Genomic DNA, 15,715 nt, shown 5'->3' on the forward strand with positions numbered 1-15,715 from the left:
ATGACGGCCCCGGATGGGCCTCAGAAAATTGATGTACATCAAATTTAGCAGACTGTTCCTGGCATAAAGCCCGGCATCGTGCGGTTGCCGCGTTGTGTTACACGGTGGTTTTGAAGGCGTTGATTCGCTGGAGATGGGGCGAGAGATTCCTGAACTTATGGCTTTCGCTTTCGTCCCAGATAAGGGGGTAATAAGGCTGGAGCAGCGTTGCGGTGCGCTGGCTGTCAAGCGCCTCATCATGACGCGCTAAAATGGTCAGGCAGCGGTCACGATTACGCTCGCGAAAATCGCTGACGCACTTGGTGGCTATATCCAGGTACTCTTCAGGACGATCAATCCTGCCTTCCATGGTCTTGAAGGGAAAGAGGTTGGGATTAAACAGGACCTGACGGATACCGCATAAAAAACCAATACGCTCGGACCAGTAGCCTCCTAAGCCGACTCCGCAGATCAGCGGACGGGGATCATCACTGAGGCCCAGCATCTTATCCGTTTCTTTCAGCAGAAATTGCATGTCATGTTTAGGATGACGGGTGCTGTAACTGATGAGTCTGACATCAGGATCGATAAACTGCAGTTGCAACACTTTTTCGTGGTTGCCCGGGCTCGTCGCGTCAAAACCGTGCAGATAAATAATCATGTTTATCCTCTATGGCTTTCGCGCCGGGCAACCTGATGGCTATAACGCGGCTTTATGTGCCAGCCAGCGCGCCTGTAGCGCACTGAGCTGCTGCGCATTGTCTTTCCAGCGGCGACTCGCTTTCAGGCTCTCCCGGCTCAGGGTTCCACGATGATACAACTGCATGACAGGCTCCGCTTCGATCAGGGTCAAATTATCTATGACACTGACGGCGCCCTTGCGATCGTTACAAACCAGAACCATGTCACAACCGGCAGACAGTGACTGCTGCGCACGCTCCGCATAGCTGCCCATCACGGCGGCACCTTCCATGGAGAGATCGTCAGAGAAAATCACGCCCTTAAAGCCCAGTTCCTGGCGTAACACCGTTTTCAGCCAGTAGGGTGATCCGCTGGCAGGAAGCGGGTCCGCTTCGCTGTAGATCACATGGGCAGGCATAATGGCATCCAGCGCCTGTTCATGAATCAGCGTACGGAAAATGGCCATATCGTGCTCGCGCACCTCGGCTTCACGGCGATTGTCACGCGGGGTTTCTTTATGGGAATCTGCGCTGACCGCACCATGACCGGGGAAATGCTTACCGGTCGTCTTCATTCCCGCCTCATGCATACCGGCAATAAAGCGGCGCGCTATCGCGAGAGCGATCTGCGGATCCGCGTGAAATGAGCGGTCGCCAATGGCCGCACTGATGTGGCCGATATCCAGCACCGGCGCAAAGCTGATGTCGATATCCATCGCTATCATTTCGGCGGCCATCTGCCAGCCTGCCTGCTGGGCCAACTCCCCTGCCGTGCTCATATCGTGGAGCGCAGCAAATGACTGCATCGCCGGTAGTGTGGTGAAGCCGTCACGAAAACGCTGTACCCGCCCACCTTCCTGATCGACGGCCACAACCAGACGAGTGTGCGACGCGGCGCGGATCTGACGGACCAGCTCGGCCAGTTGCGCCGGATCGTGGTAATTGCGGGCAAAAAGAATCACGCCACCTACCAGCGGATGGCGCAGTATGTCGCGCTCTTCGGCATCCAGCTCGAAACGCTCAACGTCCAGCATGAGTGGGCCGGGAAAACGTGTTGTCATAACCTGTATCCTGTCTCTCTGCGCCTCTGCGCAAAGCCGTTAAATCTGTGACCAGCTCTGTTGAGCCAGCTGTTGTAATTGGGCATCGCCACTCTGTTCTGCGCGCAGTTGATACCAGCTGGCCACTAGCAGGTGCAGCCATGGTTGCCAGCGACGAACCTGACGCTGAAGTGAAGCCAGCGGTAACTGCATCCGCTCAGCATAGTCGGTTAGCCAACCCGTTTGCTGATCCGGCACGGCTAAACAGACGGCGGCCAGCTCCAGCGCCACATCCCCGTCCGCGGCATATTCCCAGTCGATAAGATGCAGCCCCTGCGATGACTGGATCAGGTTGGCAGGATGAACATCCATATGCAGCGGGGCAAGGCGCAACGGACGCGGCTCACCCTGCTCTGTCAGCCGTTTTAGCTGGCGCAGCCAGCAATACTGACGCTGCTGGCACTGCTGCCAGTATTGCCACAGCAGGGGTAACAGCACGACACGATAACCGGTCAGCGGCTGGTGATGAAGCCGCTGGAGGAGCGTAATCACCTCGTACCGCTGTGCACGAAAACCCGCCTCATCCAGCACCTCACCTTCCTGCCAGGGCAGGATAAGGCCATGGCGGTTACCCGCCAGCGGCGCGTTCACCAGCCCGCTGGGCTGCAACTTGCGCAACACACGGTGCTCGCGCTGGCGATTAACGAACGGTATCGCGGGATGCGGTGCCGGGCGGAGAAGATAGCGTCCCTGTGCGGTCAGGATGCGACAACTCTGCCCGGTTAAGCCCGCGAGTGAGGTCAGGTTGCCCGGCTGTTCACCCGTTGTAGCCTGAATCAGCTGTAAAAAAGCGGCATTAATTCTGGGCGACACCGTTGCCCGACCAGATAATTTCGCCCGTCTGCACCAGCATGAGCTGCATCTGGATGGTCGGCGTTTTGACGTCACCCTTCGCCGTGCTGTAAAGCACATACTGGGCGTTAACGTTACGCGCCAGGCCAATCGCTTTACTGCGTGAGTTAAGACTGTCGTCCGGCGAAAGCCCCAGCGCCTGTTTGGCCTGCGCCAGCTGCTCCGGCGACACCAGGCTGAACTTACCATTGTTGTTCAGCGCCGTCTGAATGGCACTGGTTGCCTTCTCCGACTGGAGTGAACCGTTAGTGTTGTTTTTGATACGATCAACCAACAGCACGCTGCCCGGCTGCACAGTTGCGGCACGCACCATTTGGGCGACCAGCGGCTGTACGGTGGCATCCCAGTTAATTGTCACCAGCTTTGGCGGCTGCGGAACGGGTTGAGGCTGAGGAACCGGCTGCGGCTCAGGCTGAGGAACGGGCTGAGTCTGCTCCTCGGGCTGAGTTTGCTGTTCCACGGGGGCAGGCTGCTGCTGTTTCAACACACAGCCCGAAAGAATAAGCGCCATCATCAGTGCGCCAGTACGATTAACACTGCGAATCACGTAACAGTCCTCAGAGATAGATATAGAGACGAACCTTGCTGGCCGTCAGGTTACCCAGTTGCGACACCGCAGCGACGCTGCCGTCAGGCGGCACCGTGACAATCTGCGCGGGTTCACGCGGCGTTATTTCCAGCCCTTTATCGTCGTACCAGTAATAACGATAGTGCACCACAACCGGCATTTCACGCTGATTGTAGAGTATGCTGCTGGCACGTTTCTGACCGTCGTGGTCATCCAGCGTGGGCTCATCGGTAATAATGCCCGCTGAAAGCACGGATGATTCCATCACCAGCGACTGAGACGTATTGATCATCGGTTTATCACTACTGCAACCGGTCAGACTCAGCAAAACGGCCAGTCCTGTCAGCCATGAACGCATAGCAAGGTCCCCTTCAGGGATCAATGTGACAGCATCGGACCAAGCGGTTTACCGCCTACCAGATGCATATGAATATGGTAAACTTCCTGACCACCGTGCTGATTGCAGTTGACGATCAGGCGATAACCCTCTTTATCAATCCCTTCTTCACGCGCAATCTTCGCCGCCGCCGTGAACATCCGGCCAAGCGCCTGCTCATGTGCCGCCTCAACATCGTTGGCGGTCGGGATAAGAATGTTAGGGACAATCAGGATGTGCGTGGGGGCTTTAGGCGAGATATCGCGAAACGCCGTGACGAGTTCATCCTGATAAACCACGTCGGCGGGAATTTCGCGACGGATGATTTTACTGAAAATCGTTTCTTCAGCCATAGAGAGCAGTTCCTTTAGCCTGGGTAGATAATCTCTCAGTATGCGGGAGAAATTCGTTTTCTTTCAACCTCGCGCCGCTCTTTCTTACATTAAGTGGCGGTGTTTAACGCATTTCCGCCCTTGTAAGGACACGAAACGGGCCTTTCCATTTTTATCACCCCACAGTCAGTGTCGTCTCCTTTCCTGCGACCTGCCGGGTAATGAAACGATCACGTATCTCTGGTTTTCACGCGCAGTAGCCCTGCAAACGTTGGGTCGTTGCCACAGTCTCCGCTCCCCTGCTGTCCTGGCCGGGTTGACGGATATCACCCGCTGTCTTTCCGTGCAACAACAGCCCTTTCTGCTCTACGCACTGTTGACCCCAACAGTCGGCTCATCCACAGCGTGACGGGCGTTGCTTAAGTCCCTGCATTACTGAGCGGGGGTGACAGCAAAAGGTTGCAACATTTGATCATTAAAGCCCCATCATTTCTTGCCGAAACTATAAATAACGTGTCGGATTAGTTTGATCCCGAGCCCGTCGCGTTTTACACCGCTTCAGGCCGTTAAATCTTGATGCGCAATAACGTGCCTGAATGAAAACGATTACAATTAACCGTTAAACAGGATGTTAATTATGCGATTCTTACAACGCGTTAAACTGTCACACCGACTGATTTTTCTCACCGCTTTTTTCCTCATCGCCATGGTCATTATTGCCGTTATCTGTCTTCATTCTCTCAGAACACTGGCGACGTCAGAACAGCAGTTATACACATCGCGGCTTGAGCCGGTTCAGATGATGAACGTGGCGGCCCGCGAAATGGCGACCCACTTTCGTCGGGGCTATGCGTATGTTTTTCCGGGTGGCAACGTCACCGCGGCCGAATCCCGTCAAAATACGATAAAATTTAACCAAAAATCACAGCAGTCGGTCCAGACCGCAGTGGATTTTCTGAAACAGTCCCAGGATCCCGCGTTGGTCGCGATTACGCAAAAAGTGTTGCAGGCCTGGCCGGACTATCTGGCCTCTATGCAGCGGGTTTATGCGCTGGCGAACAATAACGACATTCCGGGCGCCCTGAAGGAAATTGCCACTCAGACCGACCGCCTGCACGTCGCTGTCAGAGATCCGCTGCTGGAGGCCGTGAAGATTTACAACGCCTCTGTGCATCAGGTCATTGATGACAATGTTTCCCACATAGACAGTACCTCGTTCACGCTCATTCTGTTAATCGGTCTGACCTTCCTCGCCGGCGGCGTACTCGGTACGCTGATTTTTATCTCCGTCATGAAGCAACTGGGGGCGGAACCGGAAGTGGCGGTCCACATGGCGGGACTGATTGCGCGCGGTGACCTTCACGGGCACAACGAAACAAAACCCGGTGATACCTCCAGCCTGATTTTTCAGTTGTCTGTGATGCGTCAGCACATCCGCGATCTGATCAGTGAAGTTCAGGACGCCGCTGAGCAGGTGGCAAAATCCTCCGCAGAAATCGCCAACGGCACGCAGGATTTGTCACGCCGTACCGAGTCTCAGGCATCTGCACTGGAAGAAACCAGCGCCTCAATGGAACAGCTCTCTTCGGCAGTACAGAGCAATGCAGATAATGCGCGGGTGGCCAATGATGTCGTCAAACACGCGTTTCAGATTGTGGCCAGCGGCGGCCAGTCCGTCTCGGATGTAGAAGAGACCATGCACGCTATCCAGGACAGCAGCAGCCGGATAGGTGAAATCATTAGCGTGATTGACGGCATTGCTTTTCAGACCAATATCCTGGCGCTTAACGCGGCGGTCGAAGCGGCCCGGGCGGGCGATCAGGGACGGGGTTTTGCTGTGGTAGCCGGTGAGGTTCGCAGTCTGGCACAACGCAGTGCCGTGGCGGCTCAGGAAATCAAAGCGTTGATTACGGAGAGCCACTCGCGGGTAGCAACCGGGGTGAATAATGTCAGCGTGGCGGGCGAGACCATGAAGGCGGTGGTGAAAGAGATTCATCGCGTTAACGATCTGGTTGCCGAAATCAGCACCGGAAGCCATGAGCAGAGTACCGGCGTGAAACAGGTCGGCATTGCCGTAGCGCAGATGGACAGCGATACGCAGCAGAATGCGGCACTGGTTGAAGAAACGGCGGCGGCCACAGCTCAGCTGCAACGGTTGTCCGATCTGCTGTTGCAGACGACCTCTAAATTTGTGACGCGTCAGGCCAGCTAAAGCCAGCCCAAAACAGGTTATCGCCGTCATGCCGTTATGTCATGCCATAAAAAAACAGCGTTGAGTCGGAACTCAACGCTGTTTATGAAAGGCAAAAACGTACGCTACGGCCTGTTACATTTTACGGATATAGTCATCCATATCGGTTTTCAGGTTATCAGATTTGGTGCCGAAAATGGCCTGAACCCCTGAACCTGCCACGACCACACCGCGTGCACCCAGGTTTTTCAGTTCTGTTTGATCGACCTTGCTGACATCCGCCACGCTGACGCGCAGACGGGTAATACAGGCATCCAGGTTGGTAATGTTATCTTTACCGCCAAACGCCGTAACCAGTTTGCCCGCCATTTCGGTGCCGGTTGCTGATGACGACTGCTCGCTGGCGCTGTCTTCACGGCCTGGCGTTTTCAGATCCAGCTTAACGATCAGCACACGGAACACGGTGTAGTAAACCGCCGCATAAATCATCCCGATGATCGGGAACAGCCAGATTTTGCTGCTGTTACCACTCAGAACGATAAAGTCGATCAGTCCGTGAGAGAAGCTGGTGCCATCACGCATGCCGAGCAGAATACAAATCGGGAACGCCAGACCGGCCAGGATCGCATGGATGACATACAGGACAGGCGCAACGAACATGAACGAGAATTCGATCGGCTCGGTAATCCCGGTCAGGAACGAGGTCAGTGCAGCCGAAATCATGATGCCGCCCACTTTCGCCCGGTTTTCGGGTTTTGCCGAATGCCAAATCGCAATGGCGGCCGCAGGCAAGCCATACATCTTAAACAGGAAGCCACCCGACAGTTTACCTGCGGTTGGGTCACCCGCCATATAGCGCGGAATATCGCCGTGGAAGACCTGACCTGCCGCATTGGTATATTCACCAATCTGCATCTGGAAAGGGACGTTCCAGATGTGGTGCAGACCAAATGGCACCAGCGCACGTTCAACCACGCCGTAAATACCAAAAGCGACCACAGGGTTCTGATAGGCTGCCCACTGTGAGAAATCCTGAATCGCTGAACCGACCGGCGGCCAGATAAATGACAGTACCAGGCCCATCGCGATAGCCGCCAGACCGGAAATAATCGGCACAAAGCGCTTGCCCGCAAAAAAGCCCAGATACTCAGGCAGCTTGATGCGATAGAAGCGGTTGAACATGTAAGCCGCGATGGAGCCGGCAATGATACCGCCCAGCACACCGGTGTCCGCCAGGTGTTTGGCCTCAATTTCTGCCGCAGGCAGATGCAGCACTAACGGTGCCACCACGGCCATGGTTTTCACCATGATGCCATAAGCCACTACCGCCGCCAGGGCCGAAACGCCATCGTTATTGGTGAAGCCCAGCGCAACACCGATGGCAAAAATCAACGGCATATTCGCAAAGACCGAGCCGCCCGCTTCCGCCATAACATGTGAGACGACCACAGGTAACCAGCTGAAATTGGCGGAACCTACTCCTAATAAAATACCGGCGATAGGCAGAACCGACACCGGCAGCATGAGCGATTTACCAACCTTTTGTAAGTTGGCAAAAGCGTTTTTGAACATAACGTGAAACTCCTGAGTATGAGTGCGTTTTTCGCGCAGTGCGCGTGGTAAAGAGGGAGGTTCTTTACCGGTTGGCGTTATCCGCCATTTTGATTTATTACGAAGGGTAAAATAAATTATGCCTCGTTACTTTGACGGCTATCACGTTTCGCAAACCAGAGCGCTCAGACGAGTAAACATACGTGCATAACCGCCTATTTTTTCAGCGAAATCCTCTGACTCTGTTGGACAAAAACAGAGTCAGCAGCGGATATTTCGTATTTATTACAAAGCCTGAAATAAACTAACTGTCAGGCGCCGAGGCGGCTCATGGGGATATGGAAAAGCGTGGAGAAATTCTGCGTGGTGGTTGCCGCCAGCGTCTCGATATCCACGCCTTTCAGTACCGCCAGATAGTCGGCCACATCGCGTGTATAGGCCGGTTGATTCTCCTTGCCGCGATAAGGTACAGGTGCCAGATAGGGCGAATCGGTTTCAACCAGAATACGATCAAGGGGAACATAGCGTGCCGCCTCGCGTATCTGCTCAGCATTGCGGAACGTCACGATCCCTGAGAAAGAAATGTAGAACCCCATATCCAGCAGCTTCGCCGCTGTCGCCTGATCTTCCGTAAAACAGTGTAGTACACCGCCGCAGCGTTCAACCTGTTCTTCACGCAGAATCGCCAGGGTATCTTCACGCGCATCACGCGTGTGCACGATGATCGGCTTGTTCAGCGCGATCCCGGTACGGATATGCTCGCGAAACGAGTGCTGCTGCTGCGCTTTGGTTTCCTGCTGGTAATAATAATCCAGTCCGGTTTCACCCAAGGCCACCACCTGTGGATCGGCGGCCAGCCGACGGAATTCGTCGACATCGTAAGGTTCCTCCTGATTAAGCGGATGTACACCGCAGGAGAGTGCGATATTTTCGCGACCGCCTACCAGCGCCTTTAACGTGCTAAAGCCAGGTAACGTTGTGGCAATCGCCAGCATAAACCTGACGTCGCGCGCTGCCGCTTTGGCGATCACGTCATCAAGATCCTGATGGTTTTTTTCATAGTCAAGGCCATCAAGATGGCAGTGGGAATCAACAATAAACATAGTTTTCTCAGTCAGCCGGGTACTGCGGGCTTCAGGTTGTCCGCCCAGCTCAGTAGCCTGTCAGTTAACAAAAGTTCACGATTCACTGCCGCAACCTCTGACAGCGTTTCGCGGCAGCGCATCCAGTCCTGAGCGCTGTTGTTCAGCGCCGTTTGCGAGAAATGCTGCGCCAGCATCACCACTACATCCTGACGATCCACATTGGTCAGCCACTGTGTCGCACCCTGCTGCCACTTGATGGCATCCAGTATCAACGCCAGCAGCCAGCCTATGCGCGTGCCTGGGTTATCAGTATTCAGTACTGGAAGCAGTTGCAGGATGTCCTGTTGCAGGGCGCTGGCAAGGGCATCACAGAGTGCCTGCCTTGCCTGCCATGCTCGCTCATCCAGCAGCGCCAGGGCGGCACCGGGCGCGCCCGCACTCAGGCGCAGCGCAGCCAGTAAGTGTGACTCGTCATACGCTCCCTGCTTTCTGAGCCATGCCAGACTGTGGGCTTCGTCTGGCGGTGCCAGCGTTAACACCATACAGCGGCTGCGCAGCGTCGCCAGCAAACGCGAAGGTTCACGACTGCTCAGAAAGAACCAGCTGTTTGCCGGCGGTTCTTCAAGGGTTTTCAGCAAGGCGTTCGCTGCCGCATCACTGAGCTGCGACGCATCGGGTAGCCAAACGACTTTAGCCCCGCCCTGCTGTGCGTGGTGGTACATTTTTTCCGTCACCTGGCGCACGGCATCAATGCCGAGCGTGGCTTTGCCTTTTTCGGCTTCCAGCCGGTACCAGTCAGGATGCGTGTTTGCCTGCATCAGTTGACAGCCATGACAGTGACCGCAGCTTTTCAGTCCGTCGCGGCGCTGACACATCAGCCAGCGGCTCATTCCCCACACCAGGGCATCATCGCCCATGCCTTCCATGGCATTCACCAGCAGCGCGTGATGCGCGCGATCCGCCTGGTGCTGTGCAATCACCTGCCGGTAAGGCTGGTTTAGCCAGGGATACCAGTTCATGCCCGCTGTTCCGCCAGCCAGGCAGACAATGTGGATTGCAGCGCGGTGGTCACCTGTTCCAGAGGCTGCGTCGCATCGATTGTCCGAATCGTCGCATCTTCCGCCGCCAGGGCCAGGTAGCGGTCACGCGTGCGTTCGAAAAAGCGCAGTGACTCCTGCTCAATGCGATCCAGCACACCACGAGCGCGGGCACGTTGTAATCCTGTTTCCGGTGTGACATCCAGATACAACGTCAGGTCAGGACGAAAATCCCCCAGCACCGTATCACGCAATGTACGCATCAATTCGGCATCAACCCCACGGCCGCCGCCCTGGTAAGCCTGAGAGGAGAGATCATGCCGATCGCCCACCACCCAGGCGCCGCGCGCAAGGGCCGGTTTAATCACGGTTTCGACCAGCTGGACACGGGCGGCGTACAGCATTAACAGTTCCGCTTTATCGGTCACCTGCTCGCCCTCAATGCCCTGCTTCACCAGAATACGGAGCTGTTCAGCCAGCGGCGTACCACCGGGTTCACGGGTAAAGACGATGTCTTCAATCCCGTTTGCCTGTAACGTTGCCACAATGGCCTCACGGGCCGTGGTTTTTCCCGCGCCTTCCAGGCCTTCAATCACAATAAACTTACTGTCCATTTTTTTCCTTTAACGCAAGCCGGTAAGCCTGGACGGCCTTGTTATGGCTGGCAAGATTGGTCGTGAACGTATGTCCACCTTTGCCATCCGCCACAAAATAGAGGTAATTGGTCTTTTCCGGATGGGCGGCGGCAATCAATGAGGCCTTACCCGGCATCGCAATCGGGCCTGGCGGCAAACCACTGATGATATAGGTATTGTACGGCGTCGCTGTTTCCAGATCTTTGCGCGTCAGCGTGCCATTGTAGGCTGCGCCCATACCGTAAATCACGGTCGGATCGGTCTGCAGACGCATGCCCGTCCGCAGTCGGTTAATAAACACAGAGGCCACTTTCGCCCGCTCTTCGCTGACGCCCGTCTCTTTTTCAATGATCGACGCCATCGTCACCATCTCCTGCTCATTCTTGTAGGGCAGGTTGTCCATGCGGCCTTGCCAGACTTCATCAACCATCTTTTGCATTCGCTGATGCGCACGCGTCAGCAACGCAATATCCGTTGTATTGGCGGTATACAGATAGGTATCCGGACAGAAGCTCCCTTCCAGCTGATTTTCATCCAGCCTGAGCGCCTTTGCCACGGTGGCATACTTATCATCAGGCAACGTATGTTTTACATAGGGTGCCTGGCGTAATTCACTCAGCCACTCCTGCAGGCGTTGTCCTTCTACAAAGCGCAGCGGGAACTGGGCCTCTTTGCCGCTGGCCAGCAACGCCAGTAGCTCGCGCACCGTCATTGACGGTTCCAGACGATAGGTCCCGGCTTTGAATTTTGCCAGTTCAGGCTCAAACTTAAGCAACGCGCCAAACCAGATGCTGTGGGGAATAATATGCTGACTTTCCATCTGGGCTTCTAACGCCACACGGCCCGTCCCGGCGGGCAGCGTGTAAATCGTTTCCTGGGAAAGGGTCAGACGGCTGGCAGCAAGTTGCTTCACCTGCCAGTAGCTGACGCCTGCGGCCGCCAGCAGCACTGCCAGCACACCCGCAATAATTTTTTTGCTTCGACTCATTCTGCTTCCATTATCGTTTTACAGCTTGCCTGTAGCTGGTTAAACAATGTGCGTTGATGAAAGGTCACCGCATCAAGTTGTCGAACGGGCAAGACGGGCATGAGCGTATTACAGATGACAATTTCGTCTGCGGCTAACAGCGCCGCCAGCGTCGCCTGCACCACCTGACAACTCTGTCCTGCTGCACGTATTTGCGCTATCAGATTCTGCCGCATAATGCCGTCAACGCCAGCCTGATCCAGCCGGGGCGTAAAGATCGTGTTGCCGCTCCGCCAGAATAAATTGGCCGCACAGCATTCCACCACCCAACCTTCGGTGTCAAGCACCAGGGCTTCATCCGCGTCTGTCTGCTCAAGATGGGCACGAATCATCACCTGTTCAAGCCGGTTGAGATGTTTTAGCCCGGCAAACTGGGGGTTGCGTGCCAGCCGGACCGGACTGACCACCAGCCTGACACCGGTATTTTCTAACGCAGCATAGTGTCCGGGCCAGTCAGAGACCGAGACAATGCGCGTCGGCCCGCTACAGCCCGCACGACTGTAACCGCGTCCCCCACTGCCTGCGCTGATAATGACTTTAAGCACCGCGCTGTCATGGCCCGAGGCCGCCTGCAGCATTTCCCCCGCCAGAGCCTGCCAGTCAACATTCTGTAACCACAGGCGTTCGCAGCTTTGCTGTAGCCGCTGAATATGCCAGTCAAACAGCGCGATATTGCCCTTGATGATAGCGGCCGTGGTAAAGCAGCCATCGCCAAATTGTACGGCGCGATCGCGGGCCGTGAGATGAGATTGTTCGATGCCGTTAATCCACATTACCGCGTCTCCCGTATCGATATCGTGGTTGTCATGACGGTGATTTTATCGGTTTCTCTTCGTCGCTGGACAGAAAAAAGGCCCGCATAGCGGGCCTTTTAAGCAATCATAAACGCCAGGTTTAGATTTTACGGAAAATCAGTGAACCGTTAGTGCCACCGAAACCGAAAGAGTTACACAGCGTATATTCCAGTCCAGACACCTGACGTGCAGTGTGAGGAACGAAATCAAGATCGCAACCTTCGTCCGGGTTATCCAGGTTCAGGGTCGGTGGAACCGCCTGATCGCGCAGCGCCAGAATCGAATAGATCGATTCAACCGCGCCTGCCGCACCCAGTAAATGGCCGGTCATCGACTTAGTTGAGCTGACCATAACCTTGCTGGCAGCCTCACCAAACACTGATTTCACCGCCTGCGCTTCGGCTTTATCGCCTGCTGGCGTTGACGTGCCATGCGCGTTGACGTAACCGATCCTGTCAGGCGTCATCTGTGCATCACGCAGCGCATTGATCATCGCTGCGGCTGCGCCAGAGCCGTCTTCCGGTGGCGAGGTCATGTGATAGGCATCGCTGCTCATCCCAAAGCCCACGATTTCCGCGTAGATTTTAGCGCCACGCTTCTTAGCATGCTCGTACTCTTCCAGTACGATAATGCCCGCGCCGTCGCCCAGTACAAAACCATCACGGTCTTTATCCCATGGACGGCTTGCCGCCTGTGGGTTGTCGTTACGTGTAGACAGTGCACGCGCCGCGCCAAACCCACCTACACCCAATGGTGTACTGGCTTTTTCCGCGCCACCTGCCAGCATCACGTCAGCATCGTTATAGGCGATGATACGTGCCGCATGACCAATGTTGTGAACGCCAGAAGTACAGGCGGTCGCAATGGAAATGCTGGGGCCTTTCAGGCCATACATGATGGTGAGATGTCCCGCCACCATATTGACGATTGTGGAAGGCACGAAGAAAGGGCTGATTTTACGCGGACCGCCGTTCACCAGCGAGGTATGGTTTTCTTCAATCAGACCCAAACCACCAATGCCCGAACCAATTGCCGCGCCAATCCGGCCTGCATTTTCCTCGGTCACTTCAAGACCGCTGTCCTGCATGGCCTGAATGCCTGCCACGATGCCGTACTGAATGAAGTCATCCATCTTGCGTTGATCTTTACGGGAAATAAAGTCATCGCAATTGAAATCTCTTACCAGACCTGCAAAGCGTGTTGCATAGGCGCTGGTATCAAAATGGTCGATCAGGTTAATGCCGCTCTGACCGGCAAGGAGAGCACTCCAGGTAGACTCTACGGTATTGCCGACAGGAGACAACATGCCAAGACCAGTCACAACTACACGACGCTTAGACACGTTCGTCCTCCAGGGAGGGAAAAAAATGACTATTGTGGGGCAAACATAAAACTCAGGCGGTCAATTGACCGCCTGAAGATATTCATTAGCCTTTGTGGCTATTGATATAGTCGATCGCTGCCTGAACGGTAGTGATTTTCTCAGCTTCTTCGTCTGGAATTTCAGTATCAAACTCTTCTTCCAGAGCCATTACCAGCTCAACGGTATCAAGAGAATCGGCACCCAGGTCTTCTACGAAAGATGCAGAGTTGGTCACTTCTTCCTCTTTCACACCCAGCTGCTCACTGATGATTTTCTTAACGCGTTGTTCGATATCGCTCATACTATTTAATTTCCTATCAAAACTCGCTTTCGCGATGGTTTTCGTAGTGTATAAAATGTTGAAAAAGATGCAACAAAATCCCGGCTGGTCTAACCACGATTTACGCTATTGTGCGGTTTTATACGCAAATAATGCAAATGATTTCGTGATTATCAGACCATATACATGCCGCCATTGACGTGCAGCGTCTCACCCGTGATGTAGGCTGCTTCGTCAGAGGCTAAGAATGCAACAGCATTAGCAATTTCCTGCGCTTCGCCTAAGCGACCCGCAGGCACTTCTGCCAGAATACCGGAACGTTGATCTTCGTTCAGTGCCCGCGTCATGTCGGTCTCTATGAAGCCCGGAGCCACGACGTTGACGGTAATGCCACGTGACGCGATTTCCCGCGCCAGTGATTTGCTAAAGCCAATCAAACCCGCTTTTGCTGCAGCATAGTTTGCCTGACCCGCATTACCCATGGTTCCGACAACGGAACCAATGGTGATGATACGTCCCATGCGCTTTTTCATCATGGCACGCATCACCGCCTTAGAAAGACGGAAAACTGATGTGAGGTTGGTATCAAGGATATCCTGCCACTCATCGTCTTTCATACGCATCAGTAAATTATCACGCGTAATGCCTGCATTATTGACCAAAATGTCCACTTCGCCAAATTCAGCGCGAATTTTCTCTAAAACGCTGTCGATGGAAGCGGCATCTGTCACATTTAACAGCAGGCCCAGTCCCTTATCGCCAAGGTAAGCACTGATCGCATCGGCACCACTTTGGCTGGTTGCAGTTCCCACCACTTTTGCACCACGTGCAGCCAGGGTTTCTGCAATCGCACGGCCAATGCCGCGGCTCGCGCCCGTTACCAGCGCTACTTTACCTTCAAAGCTCATGATTTTCCTCTTATTCCTGTGCAAGTGCCGCAGCCAATGACGCAGTATCGTTCACCGCTGCCGCAGACAGGCCATCTACGATACGTTTGGTCAGGCCAGTGAGCACTTTACCCGGACCCATTTCAATCAGTTGCGTCACGCCCTGCGCAGCCATCGCCTCTACGCTTTCTGTCCAGCGTACCGGGCTGTAAAGCTGGCGAATCAGCGCCTGACGAATCGCGTCGGCATCCGTTTCGGCTTTCACGTCGACGTTGTTAATCACCGGCACCTGGGGTGCTTTAAAGGTGAGCGTTTCCAGCGTCAGTGCCAGTTTTTCCGCCGCAGGCTTCATCAGTGCACAATGCGAAGGTACGCTGACCGGCAGCGGCAACGCGCGCTTGGCGCCCGCCGCTTTACAGGCCGCGCCTGCACGTTCTACCGCATCTTTGTTACCCGCGATAACGACCTGGCCTGGCGAATTGAAGTTCACCGGCGAAACGACTTCACCCTGCGCGCTTTCTTCACAGGCTTTCGCAATGGCCGCATCATCAAGACCGATGATCGCCTGCATGGCACCGGTACCTTCTGGCACGGCTTCCTGCATCAGTTTACCGCGCAGTTCAACCAGTTTGATTGCGTCCGCGAAATCCAGTACGCCCGCACAGACCAGCGCAGAATATTCGCCCAGGCTGTGGCCCGCCATCAGCACAGGCTGTTTGCCCCCCTGCTGCTGCCAGACACGGTAAATCGCCACAGAAGCGGCCAGCAGCGCAGGCTGCGTCTGCCAGGTTTTGTTCAACTCTTCCGCGGGCCCCTGGCTCACTAACTGCCACAGATCATAACCGAGGGCCTCAGAGGCTTCACGGAACGTCTCTTCAACCACCGGATAAGCGGCAGCGAGTTCTGTCAACATGCCCACAGACTGTGAGCCCTGACCTGGGAAAACAAAAGCAAGTTGCGTCATTTTCAGTTCCTGTC

General features: G+C 54.9%; 17 protein-coding genes. 1 reads left to right on the plus strand and 16 read right to left on the minus strand.

Features of this window, described 5'->3' with window-relative positions:
- Positions 1-97: 97 nt before the first annotated feature.
- From ycfP to hinT, 6 genes are read right to left on the minus strand one after another with little or no spacing between them, the layout of a single operon-like run.
- The gene (ycfP, locus tag GC090_RS12970) at positions 98-640 is read right to left on the minus strand and encodes an alpha/beta hydrolase YcfP (RefSeq protein WP_324020025.1); all 543 of its coding nucleotides are present in this window, start codon (positions 638-640) and stop codon (positions 98-100) included.
- Positions 641-679: 39 nt separating this feature from the next.
- Positions 680-1,720: a beta-N-acetylhexosaminidase gene (nagZ, locus tag GC090_RS12975; RefSeq protein ID WP_039341068.1), complete on the minus strand. Its 1,041-nt coding sequence runs from the start codon at positions 1,718-1,720 to the stop codon at positions 680-682.
- A gap of 39 nt (positions 1,721-1,759) precedes the next feature.
- Positions 1,760-2,572 (minus strand): thiamine kinase, encoded by an 813-nt coding sequence (gene thiK, locus GC090_RS12980; protein ID WP_039341071.1) that lies wholly within the window; start codon positions 2,570-2,572, stop codon positions 1,760-1,762.
- Positions 2,556-3,158 carry a penicillin-binding protein activator LpoB gene (lpoB, locus tag GC090_RS12985; protein WP_039341074.1) on the minus strand — a complete coding sequence of 201 codons (603 nt, stop codon included), beginning with the start codon at positions 3,156-3,158 and terminating at the stop codon, positions 2,556-2,558. Before lpoB ends, thiK begins: the two co-directional genes overlap by 17 nt.
- 10 nt (positions 3,159-3,168) lie before the next feature.
- On the minus strand, positions 3,169-3,537 hold the full coding sequence (locus tag GC090_RS12990) for a YcfL family putative periplasmic lipoprotein (protein ID WP_039341077.1): 369 nt from the start codon (positions 3,535-3,537) through the stop codon (positions 3,169-3,171).
- Between the two features lie 20 nt (positions 3,538-3,557).
- Positions 3,558-3,908, minus strand: coding sequence for a purine nucleoside phosphoramidase (gene hinT / locus GC090_RS12995; protein WP_006118842.1), 351 nt, complete (start codon positions 3,906-3,908; stop codon positions 3,558-3,560).
- Between the two features lie 616 nt (positions 3,909-4,524).
- Between hinT and GC090_RS13000 the strand changes: the two genes are divergently transcribed.
- The gene (locus GC090_RS13000; protein WP_039341081.1) at positions 4,525-6,099 is read left to right on the plus strand and encodes a methyl-accepting chemotaxis protein; all 1,575 of its coding nucleotides are present in this window, start codon (positions 4,525-4,527) and stop codon (positions 6,097-6,099) included.
- 114 nt (positions 6,100-6,213) lie between these two features.
- Here GC090_RS13000 and ptsG read toward each other — a convergent pair whose 3' ends face one another.
- The 10 genes from ptsG to fabD form a co-directional block, all read right to left on the minus strand.
- On the minus strand, positions 6,214-7,650 hold the full coding sequence (gene ptsG, locus GC090_RS13005) for a PTS glucose transporter subunit IIBC (protein ID WP_006118840.1): 1,437 nt from the start codon (positions 7,648-7,650) through the stop codon (positions 6,214-6,216).
- A gap of 290 nt (positions 7,651-7,940) precedes the next feature.
- Complete coding sequence (locus GC090_RS13010; protein ID WP_039341084.1) at positions 7,941-8,732, minus strand: metal-dependent hydrolase; 792 nt, start codon at positions 8,730-8,732, stop codon at positions 7,941-7,943.
- Positions 8,733-8,743: 11 nt separating this feature from the next.
- Positions 8,744-9,733: a DNA polymerase III subunit delta' gene (gene holB, locus GC090_RS13015; protein ID WP_324020027.1), complete on the minus strand. Its 990-nt coding sequence runs from the start codon at positions 9,731-9,733 to the stop codon at positions 8,744-8,746.
- Complete coding sequence (tmk, locus tag GC090_RS13020; protein ID WP_324020029.1) at positions 9,730-10,365, minus strand: dTMP kinase; 636 nt, start codon at positions 10,363-10,365, stop codon at positions 9,730-9,732. Before tmk ends, holB begins: the two co-directional genes overlap by 4 nt.
- Positions 10,355-11,374, minus strand: a complete 1,020-nt coding sequence (gene yceG / locus GC090_RS13025; RefSeq protein WP_324020031.1) for a cell division protein YceG — start codon at positions 11,372-11,374, stop codon at positions 10,355-10,357. Before yceG ends, tmk begins: the two co-directional genes overlap by 11 nt.
- Complete coding sequence (gene pabC / locus GC090_RS13030; protein WP_039341093.1) at positions 11,371-12,186, minus strand: aminodeoxychorismate lyase; 816 nt, start codon at positions 12,184-12,186, stop codon at positions 11,371-11,373. The genes yceG and pabC overlap by 4 nt, the downstream gene beginning before the upstream one ends.
- 121 nt (positions 12,187-12,307) lie before the next feature.
- Positions 12,308-13,549 (minus strand): beta-ketoacyl-ACP synthase II, encoded by a 1,242-nt coding sequence (gene fabF, locus GC090_RS13035; protein WP_033737555.1) that lies wholly within the window; start codon positions 13,547-13,549, stop codon positions 12,308-12,310.
- Positions 13,550-13,634: 85 nt separating this feature from the next.
- Positions 13,635-13,871, minus strand: coding sequence for an acyl carrier protein (gene acpP, locus GC090_RS13040; protein WP_003849865.1), 237 nt, complete (start codon positions 13,869-13,871; stop codon positions 13,635-13,637).
- Between the two features lie 152 nt (positions 13,872-14,023).
- Positions 14,024-14,758: a 3-oxoacyl-ACP reductase FabG gene (gene fabG, locus GC090_RS13045; RefSeq protein WP_006118833.1), complete on the minus strand. Its 735-nt coding sequence runs from the start codon at positions 14,756-14,758 to the stop codon at positions 14,024-14,026.
- Positions 14,759-14,768: 10 nt separating this feature from the next.
- Entirely contained in the window at positions 14,769-15,701 is a 933-nt protein-coding gene (gene fabD / locus GC090_RS13050; RefSeq protein WP_039341109.1) for an ACP S-malonyltransferase, read from the minus strand.
- Between the last annotated feature and the right edge of the window lie 14 nt (positions 15,702-15,715).

Origin of the sequence: Pantoea sp. JZ29 (assembly GCF_035190385.1) — a bacterium.
GTDB lineage: Bacteria > Pseudomonadota > Gammaproteobacteria > Enterobacterales > Enterobacteriaceae > Pantoea > Pantoea stewartii.